This window comes from bacterium (assembly GCA_020444325.1).
Taxonomy (GTDB): Bacteria; Bacteroidota; Ignavibacteria; order SZUA-365; family SZUA-365; genus BM516.
The window spans coordinates 13,740-38,974 of record JAHLLD010000009.1; the positions used below are offsets into that span (position 1 = coordinate 13,740).

At 57.2% G+C, this 25,235-nt stretch carries 14 protein-coding genes and 1 tRNA gene; 6 read left to right on the top strand and 9 right to left on the bottom strand.

Annotation, left to right across the window (positions count from 1 at the left end):
• Positions 1–33: 33 nt before the first annotated feature.
• Together KQI65_12270 and KQI65_12275 are read right to left on the bottom strand one after the other, a co-directional pair.
• On the bottom strand, positions 34–2,397 hold the full coding sequence (locus KQI65_12270; protein MCB2205513.1) for a hypothetical protein: 2,364 nt from the start codon (positions 2,395–2,397) through the stop codon (positions 34–36).
• Positions 2,390–4,159 (bottom strand): glycosyltransferase family 39 protein, encoded by a 1,770-nt coding sequence (locus KQI65_12275; protein ID MCB2205514.1) that lies wholly within the window; start codon positions 4,157–4,159, stop codon positions 2,390–2,392. Before KQI65_12275 ends, KQI65_12270 begins: the two co-directional genes overlap by 8 nt.
• Before the next feature lie 159 nt (positions 4,160–4,318).
• Between KQI65_12275 and plsY the strand changes: the two genes are divergently transcribed.
• The 4 genes from plsY (at position 4,319) to KQI65_12295 (ending at position 13,839) form a co-directional block, all read left to right on the top strand.
• Positions 4,319–5,020 carry a glycerol-3-phosphate 1-O-acyltransferase PlsY gene (plsY, locus tag KQI65_12280; protein MCB2205515.1) on the top strand — a complete coding sequence of 234 codons (702 nt, stop codon included), beginning with the start codon at positions 4,319–4,321 and terminating at the stop codon, positions 5,018–5,020.
• A gap of 258 nt (positions 5,021–5,278) precedes the next feature.
• Positions 5,279–6,283 carry an NAD(P)-dependent glycerol-3-phosphate dehydrogenase gene (locus KQI65_12285; GenBank protein ID MCB2205516.1) on the top strand — a complete coding sequence of 335 codons (1,005 nt, stop codon included), beginning with the start codon at positions 5,279–5,281 and terminating at the stop codon, positions 6,281–6,283.
• Entirely contained in the window at positions 6,280–11,376 is a 5,097-nt protein-coding gene (locus KQI65_12290; GenBank protein ID MCB2205517.1) for a sigma 54-interacting transcriptional regulator, read from the top strand. The genes KQI65_12285 and KQI65_12290 overlap by 4 nt, the downstream gene beginning before the upstream one ends.
• 210 nt (positions 11,377–11,586) lie before the next feature.
• Positions 11,587–13,839 carry a carboxypeptidase regulatory-like domain-containing protein gene (locus KQI65_12295; GenBank protein ID MCB2205518.1) on the top strand — a complete coding sequence of 751 codons (2,253 nt, stop codon included), beginning with the start codon at positions 11,587–11,589 and terminating at the stop codon, positions 13,837–13,839.
• A gap of 327 nt (positions 13,840–14,166) precedes the next feature.
• Here KQI65_12295 and KQI65_12300 read toward each other — a convergent pair whose 3' ends face one another.
• The 7 genes from KQI65_12300 to KQI65_12330 form a co-directional block, all read right to left on the bottom strand.
• Positions 14,167–14,823 carry a hypothetical protein gene (locus KQI65_12300; GenBank protein ID MCB2205519.1) on the bottom strand — a complete coding sequence of 219 codons (657 nt, stop codon included), beginning with the start codon at positions 14,821–14,823 and terminating at the stop codon, positions 14,167–14,169.
• A gap of 26 nt (positions 14,824–14,849) precedes the next feature.
• Positions 14,850–17,216 carry an OmpA family protein gene (locus tag KQI65_12305; protein MCB2205520.1) on the bottom strand — a complete coding sequence of 789 codons (2,367 nt, stop codon included), beginning with the start codon at positions 17,214–17,216 and terminating at the stop codon, positions 14,850–14,852.
• A gap of 76 nt (positions 17,217–17,292) precedes the next feature.
• Positions 17,293–17,919, bottom strand: coding sequence for an ATP-dependent Clp endopeptidase proteolytic subunit ClpP (clpP, locus tag KQI65_12310; GenBank protein MCB2205521.1), 627 nt, complete (start codon positions 17,917–17,919; stop codon positions 17,293–17,295).
• Positions 17,920–17,941: 22 nt separating this feature from the next.
• Positions 17,942–19,375 (bottom strand): trigger factor, encoded by a 1,434-nt coding sequence (tig, locus tag KQI65_12315; protein ID MCB2205522.1) that lies wholly within the window; start codon positions 19,373–19,375, stop codon positions 17,942–17,944.
• Between the two features lie 33 nt (positions 19,376–19,408).
• Positions 19,409–19,492: transfer RNA gene (locus KQI65_12320), tRNA-Leu, on the bottom strand.
• 250 nt (positions 19,493–19,742) lie between these two features.
• A complete protein-coding gene (locus KQI65_12325) occupies positions 19,743–20,033 on the bottom strand; it encodes a nucleotidyltransferase family protein (protein MCB2205523.1) in 291 nt (96 codons plus the stop codon).
• A 116-nt stretch (positions 20,034–20,149) separates the two neighbouring features.
• A complete protein-coding gene (locus KQI65_12330) occupies positions 20,150–22,426 on the bottom strand; it encodes a T9SS type A sorting domain-containing protein (protein ID MCB2205524.1) in 2,277 nt (758 codons plus the stop codon).
• A gap of 844 nt (positions 22,427–23,270) precedes the next feature.
• Between KQI65_12330 and KQI65_12335 the strand changes: the two genes are divergently transcribed.
• A complete protein-coding gene (locus KQI65_12335; protein MCB2205525.1) occupies positions 23,271–23,948 on the top strand; it encodes a response regulator transcription factor in 678 nt (225 codons plus the stop codon).
• On the top strand, positions 23,945–25,189 hold the full coding sequence (locus KQI65_12340; protein ID MCB2205526.1) for a HAMP domain-containing histidine kinase: 1,245 nt from the start codon (positions 23,945–23,947) through the stop codon (positions 25,187–25,189). Before KQI65_12335 ends, KQI65_12340 begins: the two co-directional genes overlap by 4 nt.
• Positions 25,190–25,235: the final 46 nt, after the last annotated feature.

Sequence of the window (25,235 nt, forward strand, 5' to 3'; positions counted from 1 at the left end):
GCTGAAACCCGAATCCGCCCCGGTAAGGCGGATTCATGAATCCGCCCCACGAGAATCCGCCCTGCAGCGCTCCAACCACTCCTGGATCTCCAAACGCAGCATCTGCTCTTTCGGGAGCATGCGGTGTGCGGTCATCATCAGAGCCTTTCTGAAAAATTCCTTCGCCCGGCCATTTTCCCCCAGCGCGTAGTACACGGCGCCGCAGCGCATGAGCAACTCGGTGGGCATTCGATCCACCGGCAGCCAGGCGATGCGCGTCAGTGCCTGGCGTCGTCCGGAGCTGTCCCGCGCAACGAGGCGGAGCCATTCATCGAGCAGCAGCGGCGCTGCCGGATGCGCTGTACCGAGCGAGTCCATCCACATTTCCATTTCCTCACTCCGTACGTTGCGCAGCGAATCCTCATTCCGCTCCCGACGCAGGGCGCCAAGCAGTGTGTGGCGGAGTGCGGGACGCGCGGCGCCACCGATCCTCAGCGCATTGCGCATGCGCTGTGCCAGCGCCGTGGGCCAGCCTGAAGGATTCGCGGTCAGGAGCCGCGTCAGTGCACGATCGGCTGCGAGCGAATCCCCCAGCTTCCATGCGGCCGCGCCCTCCCAGAGCAGCAGCGGATAGAGGCTGTACGCGCGGGTGCTGTCGATGAGGTAGCGTGCGACAAGGGAACGGACAGAGTCCATTTCCCCCAGTTGATACAGCGCGCCGGTCATGCCGAACACGGCGCGGGCATTGGGCGCAAGCTGTTCGGTCTCCCTGTACATCTGCAGAGCGTCGGCGAAACGGAAATCCCGCAGCGCTTCGGCGGCATCACGCGACTGCTCGGTGATGACTCGGGGACACACCGCGGTGAAGAGCGAGGGACGTTTGAACGCGTAGAGCGTGGCGATGCTGTCGGGTCGGGCACGCTGAACGGTGCGCAGGTAGCGGCGCCAGCGCGAGTTCATTTCCTCGTACGAGATGCCGATGACTTCCTCGAGATTGTCTTCCGCATAGGCTCGGCGAATCACCGGCACGCCCAGCGAATCCATCAGCCAGCGTGTGAGACTGCCGCTGGCAACGTAGCTGACTGAAGAACTGTTGGTCGCGAAACCGATGGTGCTGATGCACTGCCGTGCCGTGGGCAGCAGGCCATAGTTGAGCATCGCGGCTGCGTGCTGATGCAGGGTGCGATTTCCCCACGACCATTCGACGGCCATTGCGAGTCCTTCTGTCAGTCCCAGCACCCGCACGAAAGGTGCATGATTGATGTAGGGACCAAAGGCGCCCGCCACCACGTGCACAATTTCGTGCTTGAGCGATTCGCGCCAGTAATCCATGCTGAGGTGGATTTCCTTTTTCCAGGGCCGCGCGATCTGAGAGCTCTCCGTTCCGAGCAGCCGCTTCTTCGTTCTACTGTCAGGATACAGATACGACTGCAGCCTGCCCTTCCATTGCACCTGCAGCGCCGTACAGACCTGTTTGAGCTGGAAGCGGTGTTCCCGTGCGATGAGACGGATATCCTCCCCGCTCACCTGCGTGCTGTCATAGTAGATGTCCACATCCCCGGAGCTGAATTTCGCCCCGAGTTCTTCACGCAGATGTTCATAGCTGTTCGTAAAACCGAGGGCATCGCTCTGCTGTGCAAAATACAGGGTGGCCGCCAGGGCAGGAATGAACATCGCGAGGAGAAGCAGCCGCATGCGTCCTTCCAGCACGCCGCCACGCCTGCGCTGCTGCAGTGCGAGAGACACCCCGAGAAGCAGCACAACGTATGCCAGCGTGGAAAGCCGGTAAAGAAGCAGTGTCAGGAAGGGCGGTTGCGTCTGATCCCACGACAGTCCGAGAAACATCCCGAACACGTGGTTGTAGGCGAAGAGCTGGGGACGCGTGTAAATCTGCACGAAGGGCTGCAGGAGGAAAAGCAGGATCAGCAGCGCGTACAGCAGTCCGGCACGTCTGCCCGCAACCAGGCGCAGCAGCAGTACGAGCGCGGAGGTGAAGAGCACGGTGGGAAAAGGCAGCAGGAGCCAGAAGCCTGCTCCGTCGAACATGGCGCAATTGCGTACGAAGGCCGCATTGACGGTGAGGACCGCAGCGGGCAGCACGAGCAGCAGCGCCCCTGTGCCCGCAACCCGCAGCCAGTGCGTGGCCAGGGCGGGAACCGGCAGTGACGCGGGTACATCGCGCAGCAGCCGCAGCGAGAGCACCCCGCCGGCAAAGGCAGCGATGAGCGCGAAGACGAGAGCGGATTCGTATCCGAGCGTGTTGAGCAGGCGGATCTGCGTCATCGCGAGTCCGGCAGCGAGATACAGCAGCGCCGTTACCGCCGTCGCGCGCGTGCGCAGCAAGGGGAAGCGCCCATCGGGAGGTGGCGTGCCAGTGCGGGAGGCTGATGGAGACGTGGACAATGGCTGCTCACTCATTCGGCTGCAGCTCACTTTCACCGGCAATGACATAGCGCCGGGTTTCAAAATAAATGCGGAAATTCGAGGGCATGACATCCTGCGCCGAGCGGTACACGCCAGAGGTGATTTCATCCTTCTCGATAATCATCGCGACGCGCGAGGTATCGGCGAAGCGTTCAGCGCGCGAACGAATGCCGTCCACCCCCATCGCCTCGGGTTCGAGACGGAAAAATCGCTGTCCCTCGCCCTCGACCCAGCCGATATCTGCACCGCCCAGGTACCATGTCAGTTGCGGATTGTCGCCGTTGCCGACAAGGAGCACATGATCAGCCTCCAGCGTCTCGAGTGCGTACACGGTGTCCTGCGCTCCATCCACAAACTTCGCCGGGTCCACAAACCAGATGCGGTACATGGTGGTGACGGCGATGATGACAGCGACGGTATAGAGCAGAGGCAGTGTGAGCCACGAGCGGAGCCGGCGGCGGCGGACGAGGATGAGCACACCGAGCAGCAGCGCGATCGTCGTTCCGGCCATCAGCAGCAATGCCGTGAGCGTATCCCCGGGAATGTTCCCTGCAAGCACGAGCGTGTACAGTTGCTTGACCGCCACACGTCCCTCGGGAAACAGCGACCACGCGAGGCAGAACACCGCAAAAATGGCAATGCTCGTGGCACCGATATTGCTCATTCGCTTCACCAGTCCGAACCCATGCACGGCGAGCAGGAAAAGCAGCGGGAAGGCCGGGAGCAGGTAAACGGTGAAAGAAGATTTCAGGAAAAGCAGTACGACGAACAGCAGCAGCGTAAACACCGAGGCCCATGACAGCATGCCGCGGGATTCACGGCGGAGTCCGTCAAGCAGTCCCACCACCGCAAAGGGAAACAGCAGTCCGAAATGCACGACCAGCTGATTGAGATAAAACATCATTCCCGTGTCTTTCGCCGTCCCCTCCGCTCCCGTAATGGTAGCGCCAAGCGGAAGTGCAGGGTCGAAGAGCCAGAACACATTCCCATTCCCATGGCGTGCGGTCATGGCCCAGAACCACGGCACCCACAGCGGCAGGGAAATGATGGTCATCAGCACGGCGACACGCAGGGTGCGCAGTCGGCGTGCAGGAGTTTCGAGCAGCGTCGTCAGTGCAACGGCGGCAGGGATGCTCAGCGCGAAACCGAATTTCGTGAGCAGGGCGACCCCGAGTGTGAGTCCCGCCAGCCAGGTATCCCCCGCTCTCCGGCTCTGCACGCTTCGCCATGCGAAATACAGCGCTGCAAGCATGCCCAGTGCAAGGAGCATATCCAGTTGTCCCTGCCGGGAATAAAAGGTGGGAAGAGGTGCGAAGGCAAAGAGTCCTGTCGTGACCAGTGCGCGTCCCGCGGGAGCGCTGCTGCGCGCGATACGGTAGACCAGGGGAATCAGCAGCGCGGCGGCGATGGCCGAAGTCAGGCGATACACCCACAGGGCATCCGTCGTCAGCAGCACAAGCGAGGTGGACAGCCAGACGTACAGCGGCGGATGCACCGCGTAATATAATCCGCTGAGCATGTGGGGACTCTGATCCCAGATATCCCCGAAGCGCAGGATATCCTGCACGCGCAGAGCGTAAATCGATTCGTCCCATTGCTGCATCTCACCAAAAGAGAGTCCGACAAAGCGGTACACCGCCATGAACGCAAGTATGGCAACCCGGTAGCGGACCGTCAGGCGCAGCAGGAGGCGCCAGAAGGATCGTCGTTCGCGCGGCGTGGGCGCCTCGGTGTCAATGTAGGTGATCTGTGGCATGTACGTGTCGCAATTTCATCGAATTCGGGCAGAAGAGCAACTGGAAGCGATTTTCTTCCCGCCATTATTTTGACACTTGATGTGCTTTCCCATTGATTTTATTAGTGCAATGCGATATGTTGCAGTATTGTATCTGACACGAAGTTTTGGTGTGTACATATGTATCTTCTCAGTCTGATCATCATCCTCAGTTACATCGCCGGCTCGATTCCCACGGGATTGCTTGTGGGACGCTGGCTCAAGGGCGTAGACATCCGTACGCAGGGCAGCGGCAACATTGGCAGCACCAATGTCATGCGCACCCTGGGATGGAAACTGGGATTGCTGGTACAGGCCGGAGACATCACCAAGGGACTCTTTGCCGTGCTGGTTATCGCACGGCTGCATTACGGGGATTTCCCATTCAACAACCGCACGCCGTTTGACGACTTCACCGTCGTGCAGATTATCGCCGGCATCGCAGCGGTTATCGGACACATTTTCTCGGTCTTCCTGAATTTCCGTGGCGGCAAGGGAATCAACACGGCAGCAGGCATGCTCGTCGGTATTGCGCCGATCGACATCTCGATCGCGCTCATCGTCTTCGTGCTCGTGCTGCTTTCCACCGGCTACGTTTCGCTGGGGTCACTGAGCGCAGCGACGGCATTTCCGTCCTCACTCTTCATCCGCTTCAATGTTTTCAACGTCGATATTCCGAGCTATCATACACTGATTCTGTTCAGTATCGCGATTACGCTGCTGCTGTTCTACGCCCATCGCGCAAATATTCGCCGTCTGCTCCAGGGACAGGAAAACCAGTTCAGCAAGCTGAAAGTCCTGGGCCGCAAAATGGGCTCGTCGATGAAGACCTTCATGTTCTAGCAGCGCGCCTGCGTAGAGGCGCCGCAGGCCTGATACGGCACGGCAGCCCCGGATATACACTCCCGATCACGACAACGCCAGCATTCACCGCGCAAGTAGTGCGTTGCGGTACGCGTATGTGTTGCGGAATGCGTGTGTGATGCAACAGGCGTATGCAGAACGTGCATAATATGCAGAAAGTGCATAATGTGAGCACGCGTGCAGGATGTGTTTCCGTCATCGGTCATGAAACAGGATTTGTCCCACAACAGGGTACACATGAATATCGGTATACTGGGAGCTGGCAGCTGGGGAACAACGCTTGCCGCCCTGCTCTGCGAAAAACAGCACGAGGTCACCCTCTGGTCGTACGACGCGCATGACGTGGAAACCATGCGTACGACGCGGCATAATTCCGTGTTTCTTCCCATGCTCGAACTGCCGGAAGCGTTGCAGCTGACGGCGGACATCAGGCAGGCGGCGGAGGGACGCGATATGCTGGTGATCTCTACGCCGTCGCAGTTCGTGCGTCCCGTCCTCCGCGGTATCGACGGCGATCTGATCGGGGATGCGACCGTGGTCAACGTGGCCAAGGGCATCGAGAACGGATCGCTGCTGCGCATTTCGCAGGTGGTGCAGGAGCTGTGGCCGCAGCTGACGCCAGGACGATATGCCGTGCTCTCCGGTCCCTCCCACGCCGAGGAAGTATGCCGCAAGCGTCCCACCACTGTCGTCGCCGCATCCAGCAATCCCCGCACCACGCAGAACGTTATCGAAACCTTCATGACGGAGAGTTTCCGGGTGTACGGATCGGATGACGTCATCGGCGTGGAGCTGGGCGGGTCGCTGAAAAACGTGATCGCCATCGGTGCCGGTATCTGTGACGGATCGGAATTCGGCGACAACACCAAGGCCGCGTTGATTACCCGTGGACTCGCGGAAATCCGTCGTCTCGGCGCTGCGCTGAATGCGGATCCGCATACGTTTGCAGGACTCTCCGGGCTGGGCGATCTGATTGTCACCACGATGAGTCGGCACAGCCGCAACCGTCACGTGGGTGTTGAAATCGGCAAGGGTCGTCCCGTGCGCGAAGTCCTTTCCGAAATGACCATGGTCGCCGAGGGTGTCGACACCACACGTTCGGCGCATGAACTGGCGCTGAAGCTGGGCGTGGAAATGCCCATCATTCATCAGATGTACGCCATCCTCTTCGAGGACAAGGATCCGATTCTCGCCACGCAGGAGCTGATGAACCGCGAGGCAAAACATGAGGGCTGGACATGAGTGAAGCCGCTGAAATCAGCATTCCCGAGATTTCGGGATATGATCTTTCCGCGCATGTGGGCGCCGGTGGCAGCGGACTCGTGTTCCGCGGCACACGGAAAAGCAGCGGCGGTGAAGTCGCCGTCAAGCTGCTGCGAGACGTCGACGCGGCGCAGCGTGAACGCATGCAGTCGGAATTCCGTCTGCTCAGCCGTCTCGAGCATCCGCAGCTCGTGCATGTGCATGACTTCGGGTATACGTCCGACGGACACGCATACTTCGCGATGGACTGGGTGGATGGCGACATGCTGGCGCCCGCACACGTACGCAACGACGAGGGACATCTCGACGGGGAACGTTTCGCGGAACTGGTGTACCATCTCACCGCAGCGCTGGATTTCATTCACAGTCAGCATATCGCGCACGGAGATCTGAAGCCCGCGAACATCCTGCTTCCGCAGGACGGCGCGCCGAATGCGCTGCGCGTGATGGATTTCGGCCTGAGCTCATTTTCATCAGGCGAACAGCGAGGACTGAGCGGCACCTTCGAATACATGGCCCCGGAAATCATCCGCGGCGCACTGCCGGATGCGGGATCGGACCTTTACGCACTCGGTTGTATCCTCTATGAACTGGCTTCGGGCGATCCGCCGTATCGCGGCGAGCGTCCCCTTGACGTCCTCAAGCAGCATATCGAAGCCCCCCTGCCCTCCATTCCCGATGAAACCGGCGCACCCTTCGCACTGTGGATCACCACGCTGCTGCAGAAGCAGCCGCAGCTGCGTTACCGCTCGGCCTGGCAGCTGCATGCGCAGGCCGCCGAATACCTCGGGCGGGAAACGGCAATGAAACGGGCGGAAGAAACGCAGGTGCTGCGTCTGCTCGACATTCCGCGAGAGCAGGAACGCGCCAGCGCAATGGAAGCATGGGAAAATTCCCGCAGCGACTCCGGCGTACTGCGCATCGAGGGCGCGCTCGGTGCCGGGAAAAGCCGCTTCATCCGTGACCTCGTGACCGATCTGCAGTTCAACGGCGCACGCGTCGAACGCATCACCCTTCGTCCCGGACAGAGCAGTTTCTTAGGCGTACTCGAACTGATTGACCGCGGCGTCGCCCGCAGTGATGAAAGCACGCCGCTGCTGCGCATTCTCGCATCATCCTTCCCCGGCAGCATCAGTGGGGTCGAGGCGAATGAAGAACCCGCGGCCAGTTTTGAAAATGAAAAGCTGCGCATCTTTCATGCGGCGGCCGAGCTGCTGACCGGCGCCCTCGGTGCGGACGCCGTCGCCGTCGACGATCTTCACCTCGCAGATGCGCTCACACAGCAATTCTGCGCCAGCCTCCCCTCGTTTCTCGAGGCGGGGAAGCACGAAGGCTTTCTCCTCATCATCGGCAGCGATCCCACGACCGAATCCGGTGAACCGGCGGCGTCCGGTAAGGACATGCGTCTGCGCCGCATCACCCTTCCCCCGCTGTCACGACAGGAAATCGCCGACAATCTCGCACAGCTGCTCGGCAGTGTCTCTCCCTCTTTCGTCGAAGTGATTGTACGACAGAGCAAGGGCATGCCCGGTCGCGTGGAAGACCTGCTGAATTTCTGCGTCAGTGAACAGCTGCTCGAGGCCACCGACCATGGGTGGCTCGTACATGAGCGCGAGAACCTCGGCGGGCTTTTCCCCTCGTCGATGACGCAGATGTATACGCGCGCCATCGAGCGCCTTGGGCATGATGCCCGGCGGCTTCTGCATTTCCTCACCGCTGCGCGCATTCCCCTCACGGCGGGAACGCTTGCAGAACTCTGCGAGCGTGGAGACACCGCGGTGTTCGACGCGCTGGCCGAGCTCCAGCATGCCGAGCTGGTGGAAGCCTCACCTGAAGGACTCTATCCCGCACACGATGCCGTTCGCGATGCCGCGGGCGATGCCGGCGCCGACGTGCACGATGTTCTGTTCCAGTGGTTCAGCGCGCATCCCCCGCAGCAGGATGCCGATGCCGTACTCGCGCATCACGCCCTGCACGGGTCTGACAGCCTGCGCGCACTCGAACCTCTGCTGACCGCGGCGGAATACCGCGAGCAGAGATTCGACTATTCCTCCGCCGACCGCTTCCTGCGCGACGCCCTCACATTGCTGCCCACCGATGAAACCGACAGACGGTTTGAAGTCCTTTCCTCCCTTGGCAGACTGAACAACATTCTCGGCCGACGGGCCGATGAGGAAGAATTTCTCGAAGAAATGCTGCTGCTCGCTGCGCAGTCAAATTCCCCGCAGCGCCTGGCCGGCGTATACCGGAGTCAGACCGAGTACTACCTCTCCACCGGAGAGTTCGATCGCGCGCGCCGCAGTGCTGAGAAAGCCCTCGGGTATTACACCGAGACCGGTGACGCGATGGGACAGGCGTACTGTCATCAGAAAATCGGTTTTGTCGAGTACCGCACCACTCCCGGCGAGAGCGTACTCGGGCATTACGAAAAAGCGCTTGCGCTGTTCGCCGAGCAGGATGCGGATACGGAAGAAGGACTCATCCTGATCGATATCGGACTGGTGCATTTCTCGGTACTCGAAAACCCGGAAAAAGCCATTGACCACTTCCAGCAGGCGCGTGAACGCTTTGAACGCGCGGGGTACCGCCGCGGTATCATCCGCGCATCCGGCAACATGGGCGCGCAGTACTACGCCCTCGGCCGCTATGAGGAGGCGCTGGAGCGTCACACCGAGGCCAATGCCGTCGCACGTGAACTTGGCGACAGGCGCATGCTGGCGACCAGTGCGGGCGGGATGGGACAGTGTGAAATCGCGCTCTGCCGCTACTCCCCTGCCCTGCTGCACCTCGAAGAAGAATTGCGCATCGCCCGTGAAATCGGCGACGCGTACCTGCAGGAGCTCTGTCACGAAAACCTGGGCGAGCTGTACATGACGCTCGGCTCCTACGATCGCGCCATGGAAATGTATGCTGCCGCACGCAAGCTCGCGGAGGGTGCAGGCAGTGATGCCGGCGTGGCGGCAGACGATATTGACATTGCGGGCTGCCGCATCGAGCTGCGGGAATATGACATTGCCGAAAAGCTGCTCGCACAGGCGGAATCACTGCTTGCGAAGGCGCAGGATGTAAACATCAGCGCAATGCTGCACTACCGCAGGGGCATGCTGCATCTGCAGCGGGGAAAAGACAATGATTTCGAGAAGGCGCTGTCTGCGTTCAATGCGCTCGGTGACACGGCCGACCGGCACGGATTTGATTCGCTGAGCATCCTCGCTCGATCGTATGCGGGACGCTGCCAGCTGCAGCTGGGACGCACCAGCATTGCGGTGGATCTGTCGACCGACGCCCTTGCCATACTCGAAGAGAAAGGTCCCCTCTACGGCGGCGCGCATGACATCCTGCTCAACCACGCTCTTATTCTTCGTGCCTCACGCGAACACGCCGAAGCTGCAAAAATGATCGAGCGGGCGCATGAGGAGCTGATGGCGAGCGCAGAGAGCATACAGGACGCACAGCTGTACCGCAGCTACACCGAAAACGTGCGCGTGAACGCGGAGATCATTCGGGAATTCGCCGTCACCCATCGCACGGAATCCCCGCACGCCCTCACGGCGGTGCGCGAGCAGAATCTGCGCACACTCTACAACGTGTCGGAAAAAATCAATTCCGTTCTCGACCTCGACCGGTTGCTCGACAATATCATGGACAGCGCACTCGAAGCCATGAATGGCGAGCGTGGCATGATTTTCCTCATCGAAAACGAACAGCTCTCGCTCAAGGTCTCACGCAACGTGGAGAAGGAGACCATTCGTGACGCAACGGAGATCAGTCTGAGCATTCTGCAGGACGTCCTTCACGCCGGCAAACCCATCATCGTTTCCGACACTGCGTCGGACGAAGAATTCAGCAGGCGCGATTCGGTGGTCAACTACAATATTCATTCCCTCATCTGCGTCCCGATGAAGATGAAGGATGAAATCATCGGCACCGTGTACGTCGATTCCCGCTCCGACGCCCTGCAGGCCATGAGCTTTTCCGAGATTGATGCGGAGTTTCTCGAAGCCTTCGCGAACCTCGCGAGTATTGCCGTAGAGAATGCCCGTCTGCATCACAAGCTCAAGCAGGAAAATCTGTACCTGCGCAAGGAAGTCGAACAGCGGTTCGGTTTCGAGAACATCATCGGTTCGTCGCGTCCCATGCAGCAGCTGTTTTCCGAAACGCAGGCCGCCATCGGCAGCGAGGGCAGCGTGCTGATTTACGGTGAGAGTGGAACGGGAAAGGAACTCATCGCCAAGGCCATCCATTACCACGGCGCACGCAGCGCGCATCGCTTCGTGGCAGTCGACTGCGGTGCCCTGCCCGACACGCTGCTCGAAAGTGAACTGTTCGGCTACAAGCGCGGCGCATTCACCGGGGCTGTGGCAGACAAGCCGGGACTGTTCGAAGAAGCGCACAGGGGCACGCTGTTCCTGGATGAAATTTCCAACACCTCGCTGGCCTTTCAGGCCAAGCTGCTGCGCGTGCTGCAGGAAGGCGAGTTCCGCCGCGTGGGTGAAACAAAGACACGCATGGTCAACGTCCGCGTGATCTGCGCAACGAACAAGGATCTCCAGGTGGAAATCGAGGCCGAGCGCTTCCGTCAGGATCTTTTCTATCGCCTCAACGTCATCCCCATCACCGTGCCGCCATTGCGTCAGCGCATCAGCGACATCCCCGAACTCGTCGAGCATTTCATTCAGAAGTACAACGAGAGGCATGCCTCCAACGTCCACGGTGCATCCGGTGAACTTGTCGAGCATCTGAAAAGCATACCCTGGAAGGGCAACGTCCGAGAACTGGAAAACCTGATCAACCGCATGATCGCGCAGAGCACGGAAGAAATGCTGATTACAAAAATGCTGCCTTCCGAGTACACGGGTGACGCGGTACGGCGTGATGCCGGCACATCCGGCAGCGACCTCGAGCTTTCACTCAGAGCCCCGAAACGTCTCAGTACGCTGAAGGAGATGGAAAAAGAGCACATCAACTTTGTACTCAAACACACCGACGGCAATAAAACCGAGGCAGCCAAGATTCTCGGGCTCAAACGCACCACGCTCGTCGAGCGTATGAAGAAGCTGGGCATGATGTAAACGTCAATTTATTGACGAAAACGGCATGTTTTGACGTCATTATGATGCCGTTGTAACAAAAACGGGGCTAACGGGTCTGTTTAAGGGGCCGTGAAATGGCATGAAAATCGCATGTGTATTAATGTAAACTTAATGTGAAAAACGTCATTTTTCTTTGCATTATTAGTCTCGATCCACTAATTTTTACGGGAATAATCGAGTAGTCTATACTTGTTACGTTCAGCTTCCATACTGCTTGCCCTCCTGCTGTGCATGACCACGCTGTCATGGGCACAGGAACCGCCAAGAAATCTGCAGGCACACGTTGATGTCAACGGGTATGTTACGCTCAATTGGGAAGCACCCGTCGGCGGACTCACACCGTCCTCCTACTGGATCTACCGGGGTGACGAGGACGATACTGTTCCCCTGAAAATCAAGGCACAGATATACAGCGCGACCGCCGTGCAGTGGACGGACTTTGAAGTTGAGATTTCGAAGTCATACAAATATCTCGTTGTCGCAAAGTACTCAAGCGGGCAGACTGGCTATTCCTCAATCGTCGCTATCGAAGTGCTGCCCCCGCGTTCTGGTCTGAAGATTGTCTCCACTGCTCCCAGCACTGCGCTGGTGGGCAATGAGTGGGTCTATCAGATCAGACTCGCCAATCCGGCACGCCAGAATATCGAGTACAAATTACACAACGCTCCTCCTGGCATGGATCCCCGTAATCTCGCAGACGGCACCACTTATATCAGCTGGGTACCTTCTTCTGTTGGACGTTTTAAAGTCACTCTCGAAGCAAAAGACTGGTATACGAACGAGCAGGATTATCAGGAATTCTTCGTCACGACCGCAGAGCACGCCGGGACCATCCAGGGCTTCGTACGAACAATCAACAGCAAACCGCTGGCAAACGCACAGGTCACGGTCAAGCAGTGGTCCAGCGATCTGGATTATACCACGGTTACGGATGCGGACGGCAATTTCACACTCGATTATGTCGAGGCGGGGAAGACCAGCGCACACGCGACTTCGCCGCATCCGGATTACAAAACCCAGTGGTACAGCAATCAGGTCAGCATTGATAATGCCGCACGACTGCCTCTCGCCGAAGGCGATACCATTCGTTACGAATTTTACCTTCTGCCAAAGCCCGGTACCCGTACCGGTGTCATTGGCCGCGTTTATGATGATCGCGGAGTCGAACTCGAAAACGCTAAGGTATCGATTTATGCGAAAGAGAATTTCATCCACATTGGTGATCAGCCCGGAACAAATACACTTGACGTTGGAGCCGAAAAGGAATGGCGTCAATCGCTCGTGGACACGGTCGTCTATACCGACTTCACGGGCAAGTATATTCTCTCGCTGCCTGTCGGTGAAGACTATTATGCAGTTGTCGAGAAACCGGGATACCTGAATGCATTCTCCGGGAACGTAACCAACGCCATGCTCGCCAAGGCATTTCATGTAGGAAGCACAGGGGCATCCCGGACATTCAACCTCCCTGAAGCTGCCCCGACCGTCAACACGATTTACGGCAAGGTCAGCAGCAAGAATACCGGCGTGAGCAAACAGGCCACCATCGTGCTCATCGACTCAGAGATGAAACGTGGTGCAGGCGGCGGACATACCTACCGTAAGTACAAGTCCGTCGTTACCGACAGTAATGGTGTCTACCGCTTTGACGACCTTGAAGAATCGCCGCCTTCTGCGCTGCTGGCTATTCCCATGGATACGCGGCTTGCCCCGCAGTATTACCATTCGAACAACGGGCGCCTGAACTTCGTTGAGAGTGAGGAAATCACTCCGCTCGGCACAATGCAGGATTTCGATTTCGAGCTGCAGGAAGTGGTGCGCAACGGTATTGGCGTATTTTATGGACAGGTCATCCTGCGTGTCGGAAGCGAACGCATACCCGTGCCGGGTACGCTCGTGTTCGCACAGGATAACAACACCGGAGACATCATGGGCTTCGCCGTCTCCGACAGTCTGGGCTGGTACTCACTGCCGGGTCTCGGCCAGGGTGACTACCTTCTGTTCGCGGATAATCCGCAGTACAGCTTCCATGAGGTGTACAGTCCCGCCAAACCGACAGAATCGATGCCGGTAGAAATGGCGTATACTTCACCTACGTCCCCCTCTCGTACGACATTGGTGAACTTCTATATCGACGACGAGCGCACGACGGTGGATGTTGATCCCTTCGCGCGTCCCACGTCCGTCGAGCTGTATCAGAATTATCCGAACCCCTTCAATCCTTCGACGACGATTCGCTTCGAAGTGCCGCAGCGCCAGCATGTCGTCCTCCGCGTGATCAACGCACTCGGCGAAGTCGTCGCCACGCTGGCCGATGAGTCCGTCAATCCCGGCGCGCATGTGATCGAATTCAACGCTGCCGACCTCTCCAGCGGAGTATACTTCTACCAGCTGCAGACCGAAGGTGCTCTCCTTACCAAACGGATGACGCTGACCAAGTAGCGGGCAAGGATACATCAAAGTTTATGAAAAAAGGACGTCAGCATAGACGTCCTTTTCTTTTGGGATCTCACGAAAGAGTTGTTTCCCACGCCAGGGCGTGGGAGTTGTTTTCGCTACGCGAAGGCATTTCCAACGCTTCGCGTAGGAGGTTTCAGCGAGCTTCGTCGATTAAAATACGCTCCGCAACAGCGGAGCGAAAACGCCACAGAGTGGCAAGAACTCCGATCCGACCCGCACTGCGGGACGGATCGGGAAAAACACGCCACGTAACGGCGCCTCATTTCCTTCGTACCTTCGCGACATCGCGGTTCCCCTTCCTTATTGGAGCTACTTCTTGTCCGCTCTGCGGCGGAGGAAACGGAAAGTGAAGACGAGTATGACGGCGATGAGAAGGATGCCAAGTACCCAGTCGACATGCCTGCCAGTGGAGGCTTCGATTTTGGCTTCGAGAACATTGTCTTTGTCGAAATCGGAGAGCGGAATGATCCAGACTGCTGTGCGCTCGTCAGTGCTGTCGGCGTTCGTCGAACGGATGTCCCCCGGGAAGGTCCACGCGTATGTGAAGGTGAAATCTCGCAGCAGGTCTTCAGACGAAGACATTGTCGCATCCATCTGCTGCTCGAAGCGGAAGAAGTCACCTTCGCTCTGCCAGATGAACGTCGTTCCCTTGAAGCCTTCGCAATTGGACAGATCCTGCAGCGCATCGAACTTCAATTTCGTGTGTACATGACGCGTACTGTCATCGCTGTCGGATGTCGTCGACGCCTCCAGCACTTCGACCCCTTCGGCCTGGTACTGCAGGCGTACGGAGTCTTCGTTGAACGCCAGCTTCCCCTTGTCCATCACCATGAACAGGTTTTCTTTGATCCAGTAGTGGATGTCCACCGTTCCGGAGCCATCCTCCTCGATCGTTCCGTGCTGTTCGTAATTGAGGCAGCCCGGAATCAACAGCAACAGCAGCAATCCCCAGATTGCATGTCGCATGTTCAGCCTCACGTTCATGTTCAGCCTCAGTCTATGGTTTCGATAAGGATCTGCACAGTGCGGCAGTAGAACCTTCCTTCGGGCAATGCGTTATCGAACAGCAGTTTCGACTCACCAACACCCTCGGAACGCATGGCGGCGTTGCCGAGCATATCATCGAGTTGCGCGCGTACGGCTTCGGCACGCCGTTCGGAAAGCCGCTGGTTGTATGTTTCATCCCCCAGAGCGTCGGTGTATCCACGAATAATCATCGTCGATTTCGTGGTAAGCCGGTCTGCGGCGTTACGAAGGATTTCCCGGTTGCGTGCGCCGAGATCGGAACGATCATAGTCGAACAGGATGAGGCTGATTTTCTCAATGCTCCTGCCAGGCAACTTCTCCACGTTTTTCTTCTGCAGCGTGAGCACGTTGACTGGAATGGTCTGCGGTTTCGTGGTCACCTCGCTTCCCTTTTCGTCTTTCGCATACAGCGTAAAGCGGAGGGTATCGCCAGTGGGGAGTTCGCCCGCAAGGTTGCGCCAGTTCCATGAGATACTGTCAGGATATGTCGCATAGCCGTCGCTGTCGCGCATGACCTGGTCGCCGTCGGTGACTTTGAATTCCCAGCGTGAGAGTCCTTCCTCAGCAGTGATGGAGGGGTAGAAACGCACACGATCAGGTTTGAGCAGGCGCTGCACGGAGGATGTTTCGATCGGTGCGAGAAGTTCGGCGTCGGTGGATGTCAATTCCACGCGACGGTTCTCCGCGCGTCCCTGTTGCGAGCGGCTGCTTGAGGGTGCTGCGGGAAGCCCGCGCGCATCGACACGCACACGATCCTGCTCAATGCCCCAGACATCGGTGAAATACGAGGCCACAGTGCGTGCACGCGCCTCAGCGATGCTGCGAAGCTCCTTGCCGTCCGTCGTACCGGTGAGCGTGATGGAAGAAGCGGGACGCTGTTTCATCCGCTTCGCCACGATATTGAGCATGTGGTAATACCGCTCGAGCGTCCCTTCCGGCAGTGATGCGATGGCGAAGGATTCCGCTTCGGCGGGAGCAAGTTTTTCATATCGAGCAGGCAGCTCCGCCTTATCCTCATCGAAAAATACGTAGTTGAGAAGCGGCACGGTCTCACGTCCCACGATCTCTTCGATGGTCAGCCCTGTCGTCCCTGCGGTATTTCTGATGAGCGAGAAATCGAGCACATCCGCGCGAACGCTGGCAGTCAAGTCGCCTTTCGCGGCTTCTTCGCCGAGCAGGAAATCATGGGTAATTTCCCCGTAGACCTCACGGTTGAGCAGATCGAAACGTTCTGAAACCGGGTCGAACGTGCCTGACTCGGCAGTGACGTCATATACCGCTCCCGCAGTAAGGACGATAATATACTCCCCTGTATAGGCGTTGCTTTGATGCGTCCCGATCACCGTACCGGTTTCCGCATCGCGCACGGTGAGTGTTGCGGCCAGCGGATCGCGCGTGCTGCGTTCTCGCACCGTCCCCGACAGCACGATGACAGCACCGGGAGGAAACGGGTTCGGTGCGGCCTGGTAGAGATCATATCCACCGAAGCCATCGTCGCGACGGGAAGAGAAATACACCGTATTTCCTTTTGCCGCGAGTGTAAAAAATTCGTCGTTGAGCTCAGAGTTGAGCGGGATACCCAGGTTTGTCGGCTCCGTCCACCCCTTCAGCATTTTGCGTGTCACGAACATATCCGTACCGCCGAGGCCCGGATGTCCATCACTGGCGAAATACAGGGTCACGCCGTCCGAGGCAATGTACGGTGAGACTTCATCGCCGTCCGTGTTGATAATGGGTCCGGCATTGTAGGGCCGCTGCCAGAATCCCATGGAGTCACAATCACTGATCCAGATATCGAGTCCCCCCTGTCCACCGTCGCGGTCCGAGACGAAATACAGGGTATTGCCGTTCGCGGAAATCGAGGGATGGGATTCCCAGTCATCGGTATTCACCGGCCAGCCGAGGTTTTCACCCTGGCCCCAGTCCTTCCCGATCAGCAATGAGCGATAAATATCGGACTTCCCTTCACCGTCCGCCCGGTCCGCCGCGGCGAAGAACAGTGCCTGTCCATCCGCGGCAATGCTCGGAGACCCTTCATTCAGGGGAGTATTGATGTCGCCCTGGGCGATGAGGGGACGCCGCCAGAAATCACCTTCCAGCGAACTCTCGTAAAAGTCCCGTTCGAACGGTGCGCTCGTGTGTCCGCGGGTAAAAACCATGCGGAGTCCATTTGCCGTAATGCTCGGTGCAAACTCGTCTTCTTCGGAATTGACGGCGGCGCCGATATTGGTTATCTGAACGGGATAATGGCGGATGTTTTCAGGTGCCGTTCCGGCGCAACCCGCAAACACCAGCGCGATCAGGACGGAGGTAACTGTTCGGGTGTATTTCATGACAATAAAAAAGGTGGACGAGTGCTTCGTCCACCAATATACACAAATATCCGCGCTTTGAGATGTGCTGGAGCTATCAGCTCTCGCCGGGTTTCTGCTTGCCTTTGAGCACGGTATCGATGATGCCGTATTCGAGTGCTTCTTCAGAAAGCATGTACTTGTCACGATCGGAATCTTTCGTGATCTCTTCACGCGATTTTCCGGTGTGATGTGCGATGATATCGTAAAGCTGATTTCGCGTACGCATCATTTCGCGGGTATAGATTTCGATGTCGGATGCCTGTCCCTGTGTACCACCCATCGGCTGATGGATCATGATGCGGGAATGCGGCAGCGCGATGCGCTTCTTGGCTGCGCCGCCCGCGAGGAGGATGGCGCCCATCGAGGCCGCGAGTCCCACACAGATGGTGGAGACATCCGAGCGAATATGCTGCATGGTGTCGTAAATGGCGAGTCCCGCCGACACACTGCCGCCCGGACTGTTGATATAAAGGAAAATATCCTTCTCCGGATCCTCGGATTCGAGGAAGAGGAGCTGTGCCACGATGAGGCTGGCGATGTGGTCGTCGATGGCGGTGCCGAGAAAGATGATACGTTCACGGAGCAGGCGGGAAAAGATATCCCAGCTGCGTTCGCCACGGCCCGTCTGTTCGACGACGACGGGAACGAGCTGATCGTAGGGCGGTATGGACATGCTGGACATATCCTTGAACTTGTCTGTCATATCACGCATCCTTCGTTGCTGAGTCTTCCGGTGAATTATCTTCGGCGGAGGCGTCCTCTTCGATATTCTCGAATTCCGCGTCGACAGTGCCGTCCTCATTCACATTGTCCTGCTCACCTGCACCTGCCTGTTCGGCGACGTCGGCCAGCTGTCCCATCCCCGTCTGCGAAATATCGTCATCGTCGATTTCCTTGATCTCTGCGTTTTCCTTGAGGAAGGCAACGAGTTTTTCGACGAGAATGGTCTGCGTGTACTGCGGCGAGCTCTTGTAGAACTCAATCAGGCGCTCTTTATCGATGCCCATGGCGGCGCTGTCGCGTTCCGCTTTCTCCTCAACATCGCTGTCCTCCAGTTTGATTCCCTCCTGCTCGATAATACTGTCGCGCAGGTACATCCATTTCGCAGTAAATTCCGCTTCCTGGCGGCGGGAATCGCGATAGCCTTCCATGTCGAAATCAGGCGGCATCTGCTGTCCGGGCTGGCGTTCCTTGATCTGCTTCACCCAGTCGTCGAGGATGCTTTCGACCATGGTATCGGGGGCATCGAAGGAATTGCGCTTGATGATCTCGGTGACCATGTCGTTTTCGAGCTGCTGTTTGTAGCGATCGGCCCAGACCTCGACGAGACGGTCGCGCACCATCTGCCGCAGTTCATCAACCGTCTTCGCCTGCTCATTCGTGTAGTCGGAAGCAAACTCGTCGGTCAGCTCCGGCAGCGTCACATGCTCGATGTTCTTGACGATGATATGCGCTTTCTCGATATGCTCATGGTCATCGTGCTGATGCGTCAGCTCGACATCCTTCTCCTCGCCCACCTTCATGTTGAGCAGCTCGGCCTTCAGGTCGCGATTCATATACTCGTCATCGAGTTCGACCTTCATGTTCTCGTTGTGCTGACCCTCTTTGGGATTTCCGTCATCGTCGAGCATCTGGATATCGATGGTCACGAGGAAATCATCATCATCCGCTTTCTCGACAGCCTCGAGGTTGCGACGTGATTTGAGGATGCCCTCGATTTCGTCTTCGACCTCCTCGTCCGTCACCTCATGCTTGAGCTGCTCGAGCTGTAGTCCCTTGTAGTCCTTTGCGACCACGTCAGGTTCTGTCTCGTAGGCAACTTTGACGGTGAGTTTTTCGCCCTTCTGATAATCCATGTCCTTCAGCACAGGCTGTCCGACCGGTTTGAGATCGCGCTCCTCGACTGCCTCACGGAAAAAGTCATTCGATAGCTTCTCGATCACCTGGTACTCGATCGCCTCACCGAAGCGTTTCTTGATGATCTGCAGGGGGACGCGTCCACGGCGGAAGCCGGGGATGACGATATTCTTCCCCTCTTCGCGATACGCCTTGTCGAAATGCGGCAGCAGTTCTTCGTAGGGGACAATGATTTCCATCTCGTGAGAGACGTCGTTCTTCGAATTAATCAGGACTTCCAAAAGTGCTCCTTGTCTATCAGTTTAAGATCTCTGTGCGAATGGGGGGACTCGAACCCCCACGGGACTAAGCCCACTAGATCCTAAGTCTAGCGCGTATGCCAATTTCGCCACATTCGCAAATGCCGGTAACTCGTTTCATGACTGTCAGTTGCAGCGATACTCCGGAGAGAAAATCGACTTTAATCCCGGAGGCGATCACAGGCCAAACTTGACTAAAACCAGGTGCGAGTCACCGCTTCAAACACGCTAGATTTTTTGTCTAGCGTGCTTGACTAATTCGCCTGACTCAAGTTTGATCGGATCAGACGAATCAAGGTAAAATACGGGAATTTCGGGTGGAGACAAAGGGAGGAATTATATCCGGGCATCACGCATAGACTGTCTCGCGTGAGATCACCGATTTGAGTCGGGGCTTGATGCTTTCGAGCAAAACAAGATCGACCTCTCTTCCGATCACTCGCTCCAAGTGGAATTTCAGATCCATGTATTTGTCGAAGGTCGGGTGTTTCATATCCACAACGATATCGATATCGCTTCCGGCGCTTTCTTCACCACGGATCACCGAGCCAAACAGTCCGATGCGTCTGACGGAGTAACGTCTTTCAAGATCGTCCTTGCTTGATCGCAGGAGTTCCAGTATTTGTGCTCTCTTCAACATGTCTTCAGTAACCGGAAAGTTGTCGAATGGAGAAAGATACAAGATGTTTCTCTTACATCCGCTCTCAGTCAAAATGCCGAATCGCAGCGAAAAATGCACCGGCAACCAACCTCTCTTTAATTCACCACCACCTTGCCGCTCGCCACGCCATTTCCCGCCGCCATCCGCAGCACGTACACCCCGCGTTCGAGTCCGATGGTGGACCATTGCACAGTTCGCCGGGTGACAGTGACCTCGGCATCCCACACCACCGCCCTCCTGCGGCCGAGAAGGTCGTAGAGTTCGATGCGAACGGGTCCCGGCCGGATGAGTTCGATCTCCGTGCTCATCATCCCGCCCTGCGTCAGCGGCTGCGGCCAGATGGAGAGGATGCGGGGGGATTGTGGAATGGAGGGCGTCACGTTCGTCCAGTTGATGCCGCCGTTGGTGGTTTTGAAGATGGAATATCTCGTCGTCACGTATCCGTTGTCGCTGTCGATAAACCGGATATCCTGAAACACGTCGGAGAACATCTCGCCTTCCACCCGAAACGTCTGCCATCCGTCGGTCGTTGACACCATAGGTCGCCCTCCTTGAAAGATCGACCTGGCAGCATACCCGCAACTCCTTCCTTCGTCATCGATCGTGGAAAACGTGATCTGCGTTTGAGTGACATCGACGGAATCCCATGTCGCGCCGTGATCGAAGGAGCGGAACATTTTCTCCACCGAAGCTCCCGAGCTGTTATCCCGAGCCTGAACATACACGGTCCCGTTTGGTGTGATCGCGAGCTGTCCCGTTCTCCACGATCTTGGGGCAGATGGAAATCTCGACCAGTGGTCACCCCCGTCAGTGGAGCTGAAGATCAGGCCGGCAGTAACGAAATAACAGTACGGATAGTGAGAGATGTCGAGCGTACCCTGGTACAGTCTCCCAACACCCGGATCGATGCTGCGCCAGGTGGTCCCACCGTCGTTTGTAGCGCGGAACACAGAATCCATGGGGAACCAGAACACCTCCTCACCGACGGAAAACGTTCCCTTCCACGTGTTGATCCGCAGCCAGTCGGATGAACCTTCATCAACGGCATTCCAGGTGCGTCCCGCATCCGACGTTCGAAGGACAATGTCGTCGTCCTCCGGGGTTGTAGCTCTCGTTGCATACCAGACCTCCGGGGTGGCGACGTGAAGATTCTCCCAGTCTCGGTTGCGCATGTCGATACACTCGTCCCAGGTCTCCCCTCCGTCCGTCGTTCGCATGTACCAATTTGATGAATACGGCTCCTGCGTCGGATACACGCTCATGAACACCGTATCCATCGAGAATATACGAGGTCTGGTCGCGGACGTGTATCGCTGGTATTTTTCATCCACCCAGCTGAGTCCGCCATCATTACTGTGTGCAGTCACGCCATACACATCCGCATAAAACAGATTGTCGGGTTCAGTGTGCAGGAGGAGGGGTATCTGCCGGCTGTTGAGGTACAGCGATTCGCGGATGGTGATAGCGTTCGCACCAAAACCGCTGGTTTTTGCGATCGTACCGCCATCGAACGCGAGATAGCCGCTTCCATCCCTCCCCAGGAAGTATGATGTTATCGAACCCGACCAGTTCGTCTGTGGTGACCAGGTCTCCCCGCCATCGGTCGACATCTGTGTAACGTAACTCTCATCGAGATACATGACGGTGTCCGCGGAGATCCAGATTGCGGGCGGTTTCAGTCTGTCATACAATTCGCCACCCCAACTTGGACAAGGCGCGACGGACGCACGCATCCAACTTCGCCCGGCATCCTGTGTCGTAAACACGAATGTTCCCACCATGCCGAGATGCATTCCTATTAACATACCGACATCCCTGTCATGAAAGTACAGGGAGTGTCTCGTGTTCAGGGAGTCCGGGATGGGCAGCTTCTCCCAGGTCCGTCCGAGATCCGTGCTGCGTATCAGCGCGGCATCGGTGTAGCCCTGTTGGAGAAAGATCGCGTCGTCAGTTGCATCGCAGAAGAGATAGCGCCTGAACGGTTCTGTCACGGGAATGAACCACGGGACTTCGATCAGCCTCGGTTCGATTTCGTCCTTCGTAAACAACAGCAGGGATGTATGTGTCGAATCCTCCCACCCATCCGGCGCCCAGCGCATCGGCAGCAGTGTCGCGATAGCGTAATCCCGCGCAGCGGCGACCTGAACGATATTGAACTGTCGCACATGTGGAGTCAGGGAGTGCCAGGTCTCGCCATTGTCGGAGGACATCTCAATGACATGCTCGAGACCGACCCGGTAGACCCGCTGTCCGAGCACGAACAGTCCGGTGTACTCGACATGCTCAAATCCGGGATACACTGTTTGGTATGGCTGCGCCGTGAGCTGTACGGTCAACAGGATCAGGACTGCTATCGCATATGATGAACGCATAAGGTCAACCTCTCGACGTCAATGCATCAGATAACTGGTTATGGGATTGTGGGCTACAATCAATAACACCATGAGAATGCAATGGTTACAGGGACATCAACTCCAGGCACAGAAGATACCGCATCACGAGATCTTTTTCTACAAAGAAGCTATCGTGAGGAGGTTGGAATATCAAGCGATCCCTCTGGTTTTCGGATCCTGGATTCCATGTCGACTGGGCATGACGCGTTTTTTCCAGACTCTGCAATTGCTGGAATGACCGGTAAGGAAGGGATCAGATGTGTTTGCTGAGGGTGCCGTGAAGAGTGAGACAGTCAATTTCCACTTGACTAACGTGCTCCCTGTTAGTCAAGTACACCGGAATTCAGAGTGATTCCCGAGACAAATTCCGGCGTAAGTGCTTGAAATTATTCGATAAAAGCAAGGATACGGGCTATTTCCTAAGTCTAGCGCGTATGCCAATTTCGCCTCATTCGCATGAGGATGCCCTGGTGCATCAAATGCGATGCAACAGGTCAATCCTAGCTAGGTAAAGTACGGGATTTTCGGGTGGAGACAAAGAGGGGAATTATATCCGGGCATCACGCATAGACGGCCTCGCGTGTGATCACTGGTTTGAGGCGAGGCTTGATGCTCTGGAGCAAAAATGGTGCGTCTATTTGAAACTTTAAGATGCGTCCAATTGCAATGTCCTGATATGACTGGGTTCGGGATTTGCCGACTGTCGATATCGATTGAACTACTCGCCTCTCAGCAGGACAAGCAGTGTTGCGAGTCTGGATGGCATCCGGGGAAACCGGCTGGATCTGAGAAGTTCTTGAGAATTCGTGGTTATATTGGCTGCATGAACATTCTCGTAGTTGAGGACGAACCTTCCCTGCTGGAGGAGATACTGCACAGTCTCCAGGGGCAGACCGGTGTTTGCGAAGCGGCGCGGACCTTCGCGGAAGCGGAAGAGAAACTGCTTCTGCATGAGTACGATGTCGTGATACTCGACATCATGCTCCCCGATGGCAGCGGACTCCGATTGCTGCGCATGCTCAGGGAGATGCAGGTCGGCAGCGGCATCATCATCATCTCTGCAAGGGATGCACTCGACGACAAACTCGAGGGGCTCGCAACTGGAGCCGACGATTACCTGACCAAACCCTTCCACGTGGCTGAACTCAATGCCCGCGTGCAGGCCGTGTACCGCAGGCGCTACATGAACAGCGATGATGCCATCGCCGTCGGTAGCATCCGGATCGAACCCGGTGCGCGGAAAGTGCTCGTCGGAGCTGCCGAGGTTCCGTTGACGGCAAAGGAGTTTGAATTGCTCCTCTATTTTGCCGTGAATGCGGGACGTATCCTGAGCAAACATGCCATCGCCGATCACCTGTGGGGCGATGCGTACGATACGGCGGACAATTTCCAGTTCGTGTATGTGCACTTGAACAATCTTCGGAAAAAACTGCAGGACGCGGGTGTGACCGATGCCATTCAGACGCTCTACGGCATCGGGTACAGGATGGAAGCGCCATGAGACTGATGTGGAAAACAACTCTGACGAGCGCGGTTCTCGTACTTGCTGCCTTCGTCGTTGCCGGCGTTTTCATGATCTTTCTCCTGACACGAATCATGAACGACGAGATCGACGAGCATCTGCTCCGACTCTGCGATCGGGCACAACGGCAGATCGCACTGCAGCAGCAGCCTCGGGATGCTGATGTGCGCGTGTTGGGAACGGGGAGCGTTCAGAAGACTGAGGACGAGTTTCAGGATGTCATGCTGCGAGACGGCGGCAGCGAAGCAGAACCGTTTCGCGTCCTTCACGCCATACGCACGGTGCGAGACACTGCGTATGCCATTACCGTGCGTTCGTCGCGGCTCGAATCCGAAGACCTTTCGGAGGCCCTGCTCCTCGTCTTTCTCCTCGCAGGAGGATTCCTGGTCCTCACCAGTGTGATCGTGCACGGACTGGTTGCACGACGACTCTGGAAGCCGTTTTACTCTACCCTCGATTTACTCCGTGACTTTTCGGTCCGTGACGATGCTGATATCGAGTGGAGTGCGACGCGAACGAGAGAGTTCGCCGAAATGACGGCAGCACTGGATGCACTGACCGCGCGGGTACGCAATGAGTATTCGACACTGAAGGAATTCACCGAGAACGCCTCGCATGAACTGCAGACTCCGCTATCCGTACTCCGCACCAAGCTGGATCGTCTGCGGCAGGATATTGCCCCCGGGAGTGATGCCGCTCACACGATCGCATCGATGGAAACCGCGTTGGATCGTCTGACGAGGCTGAATCGCAGCCTGCTGCTGCTCGCCCGGCTCGAGAACAGACAGTATGATATCGGACCCGGAACGGATCTCGGTGCACTGGTATCCCGCCAGATCACGACGGTCCGGGAGCTGTTCGACTCTGCCGGCTACCTGCTGGAGACCGACATCGCTGCAGATGCACATCAGCCCGTCAATCAGCACCTCTTCGACATCATGCTGTCGAATCTGCTCTCCAACGCCCTGCGCTATACCGCAAACGGGCGCACCGTTCGCGTGACCCTGAACACCGACACCCTGAGCGTTGAGAATCCCGGCGATCCGCCCGACGTCCCGGTCGAGGATTTGTTCAAGCGTTTCCGCAAGGCCGGAGGAGATACAGAGGCGACGGGACTCGGATTATCCATCGTACGTGAAATTGCTGCCTTCCACAGGTGGAAGGTCACGTATCGATACGAGAAGGGCATGCACATCGTCACCGTCCATTTTCATCTTTAGCTTTGCTTGAGAATAACCGCATATCTTTGCTCCGTAACAATAACAC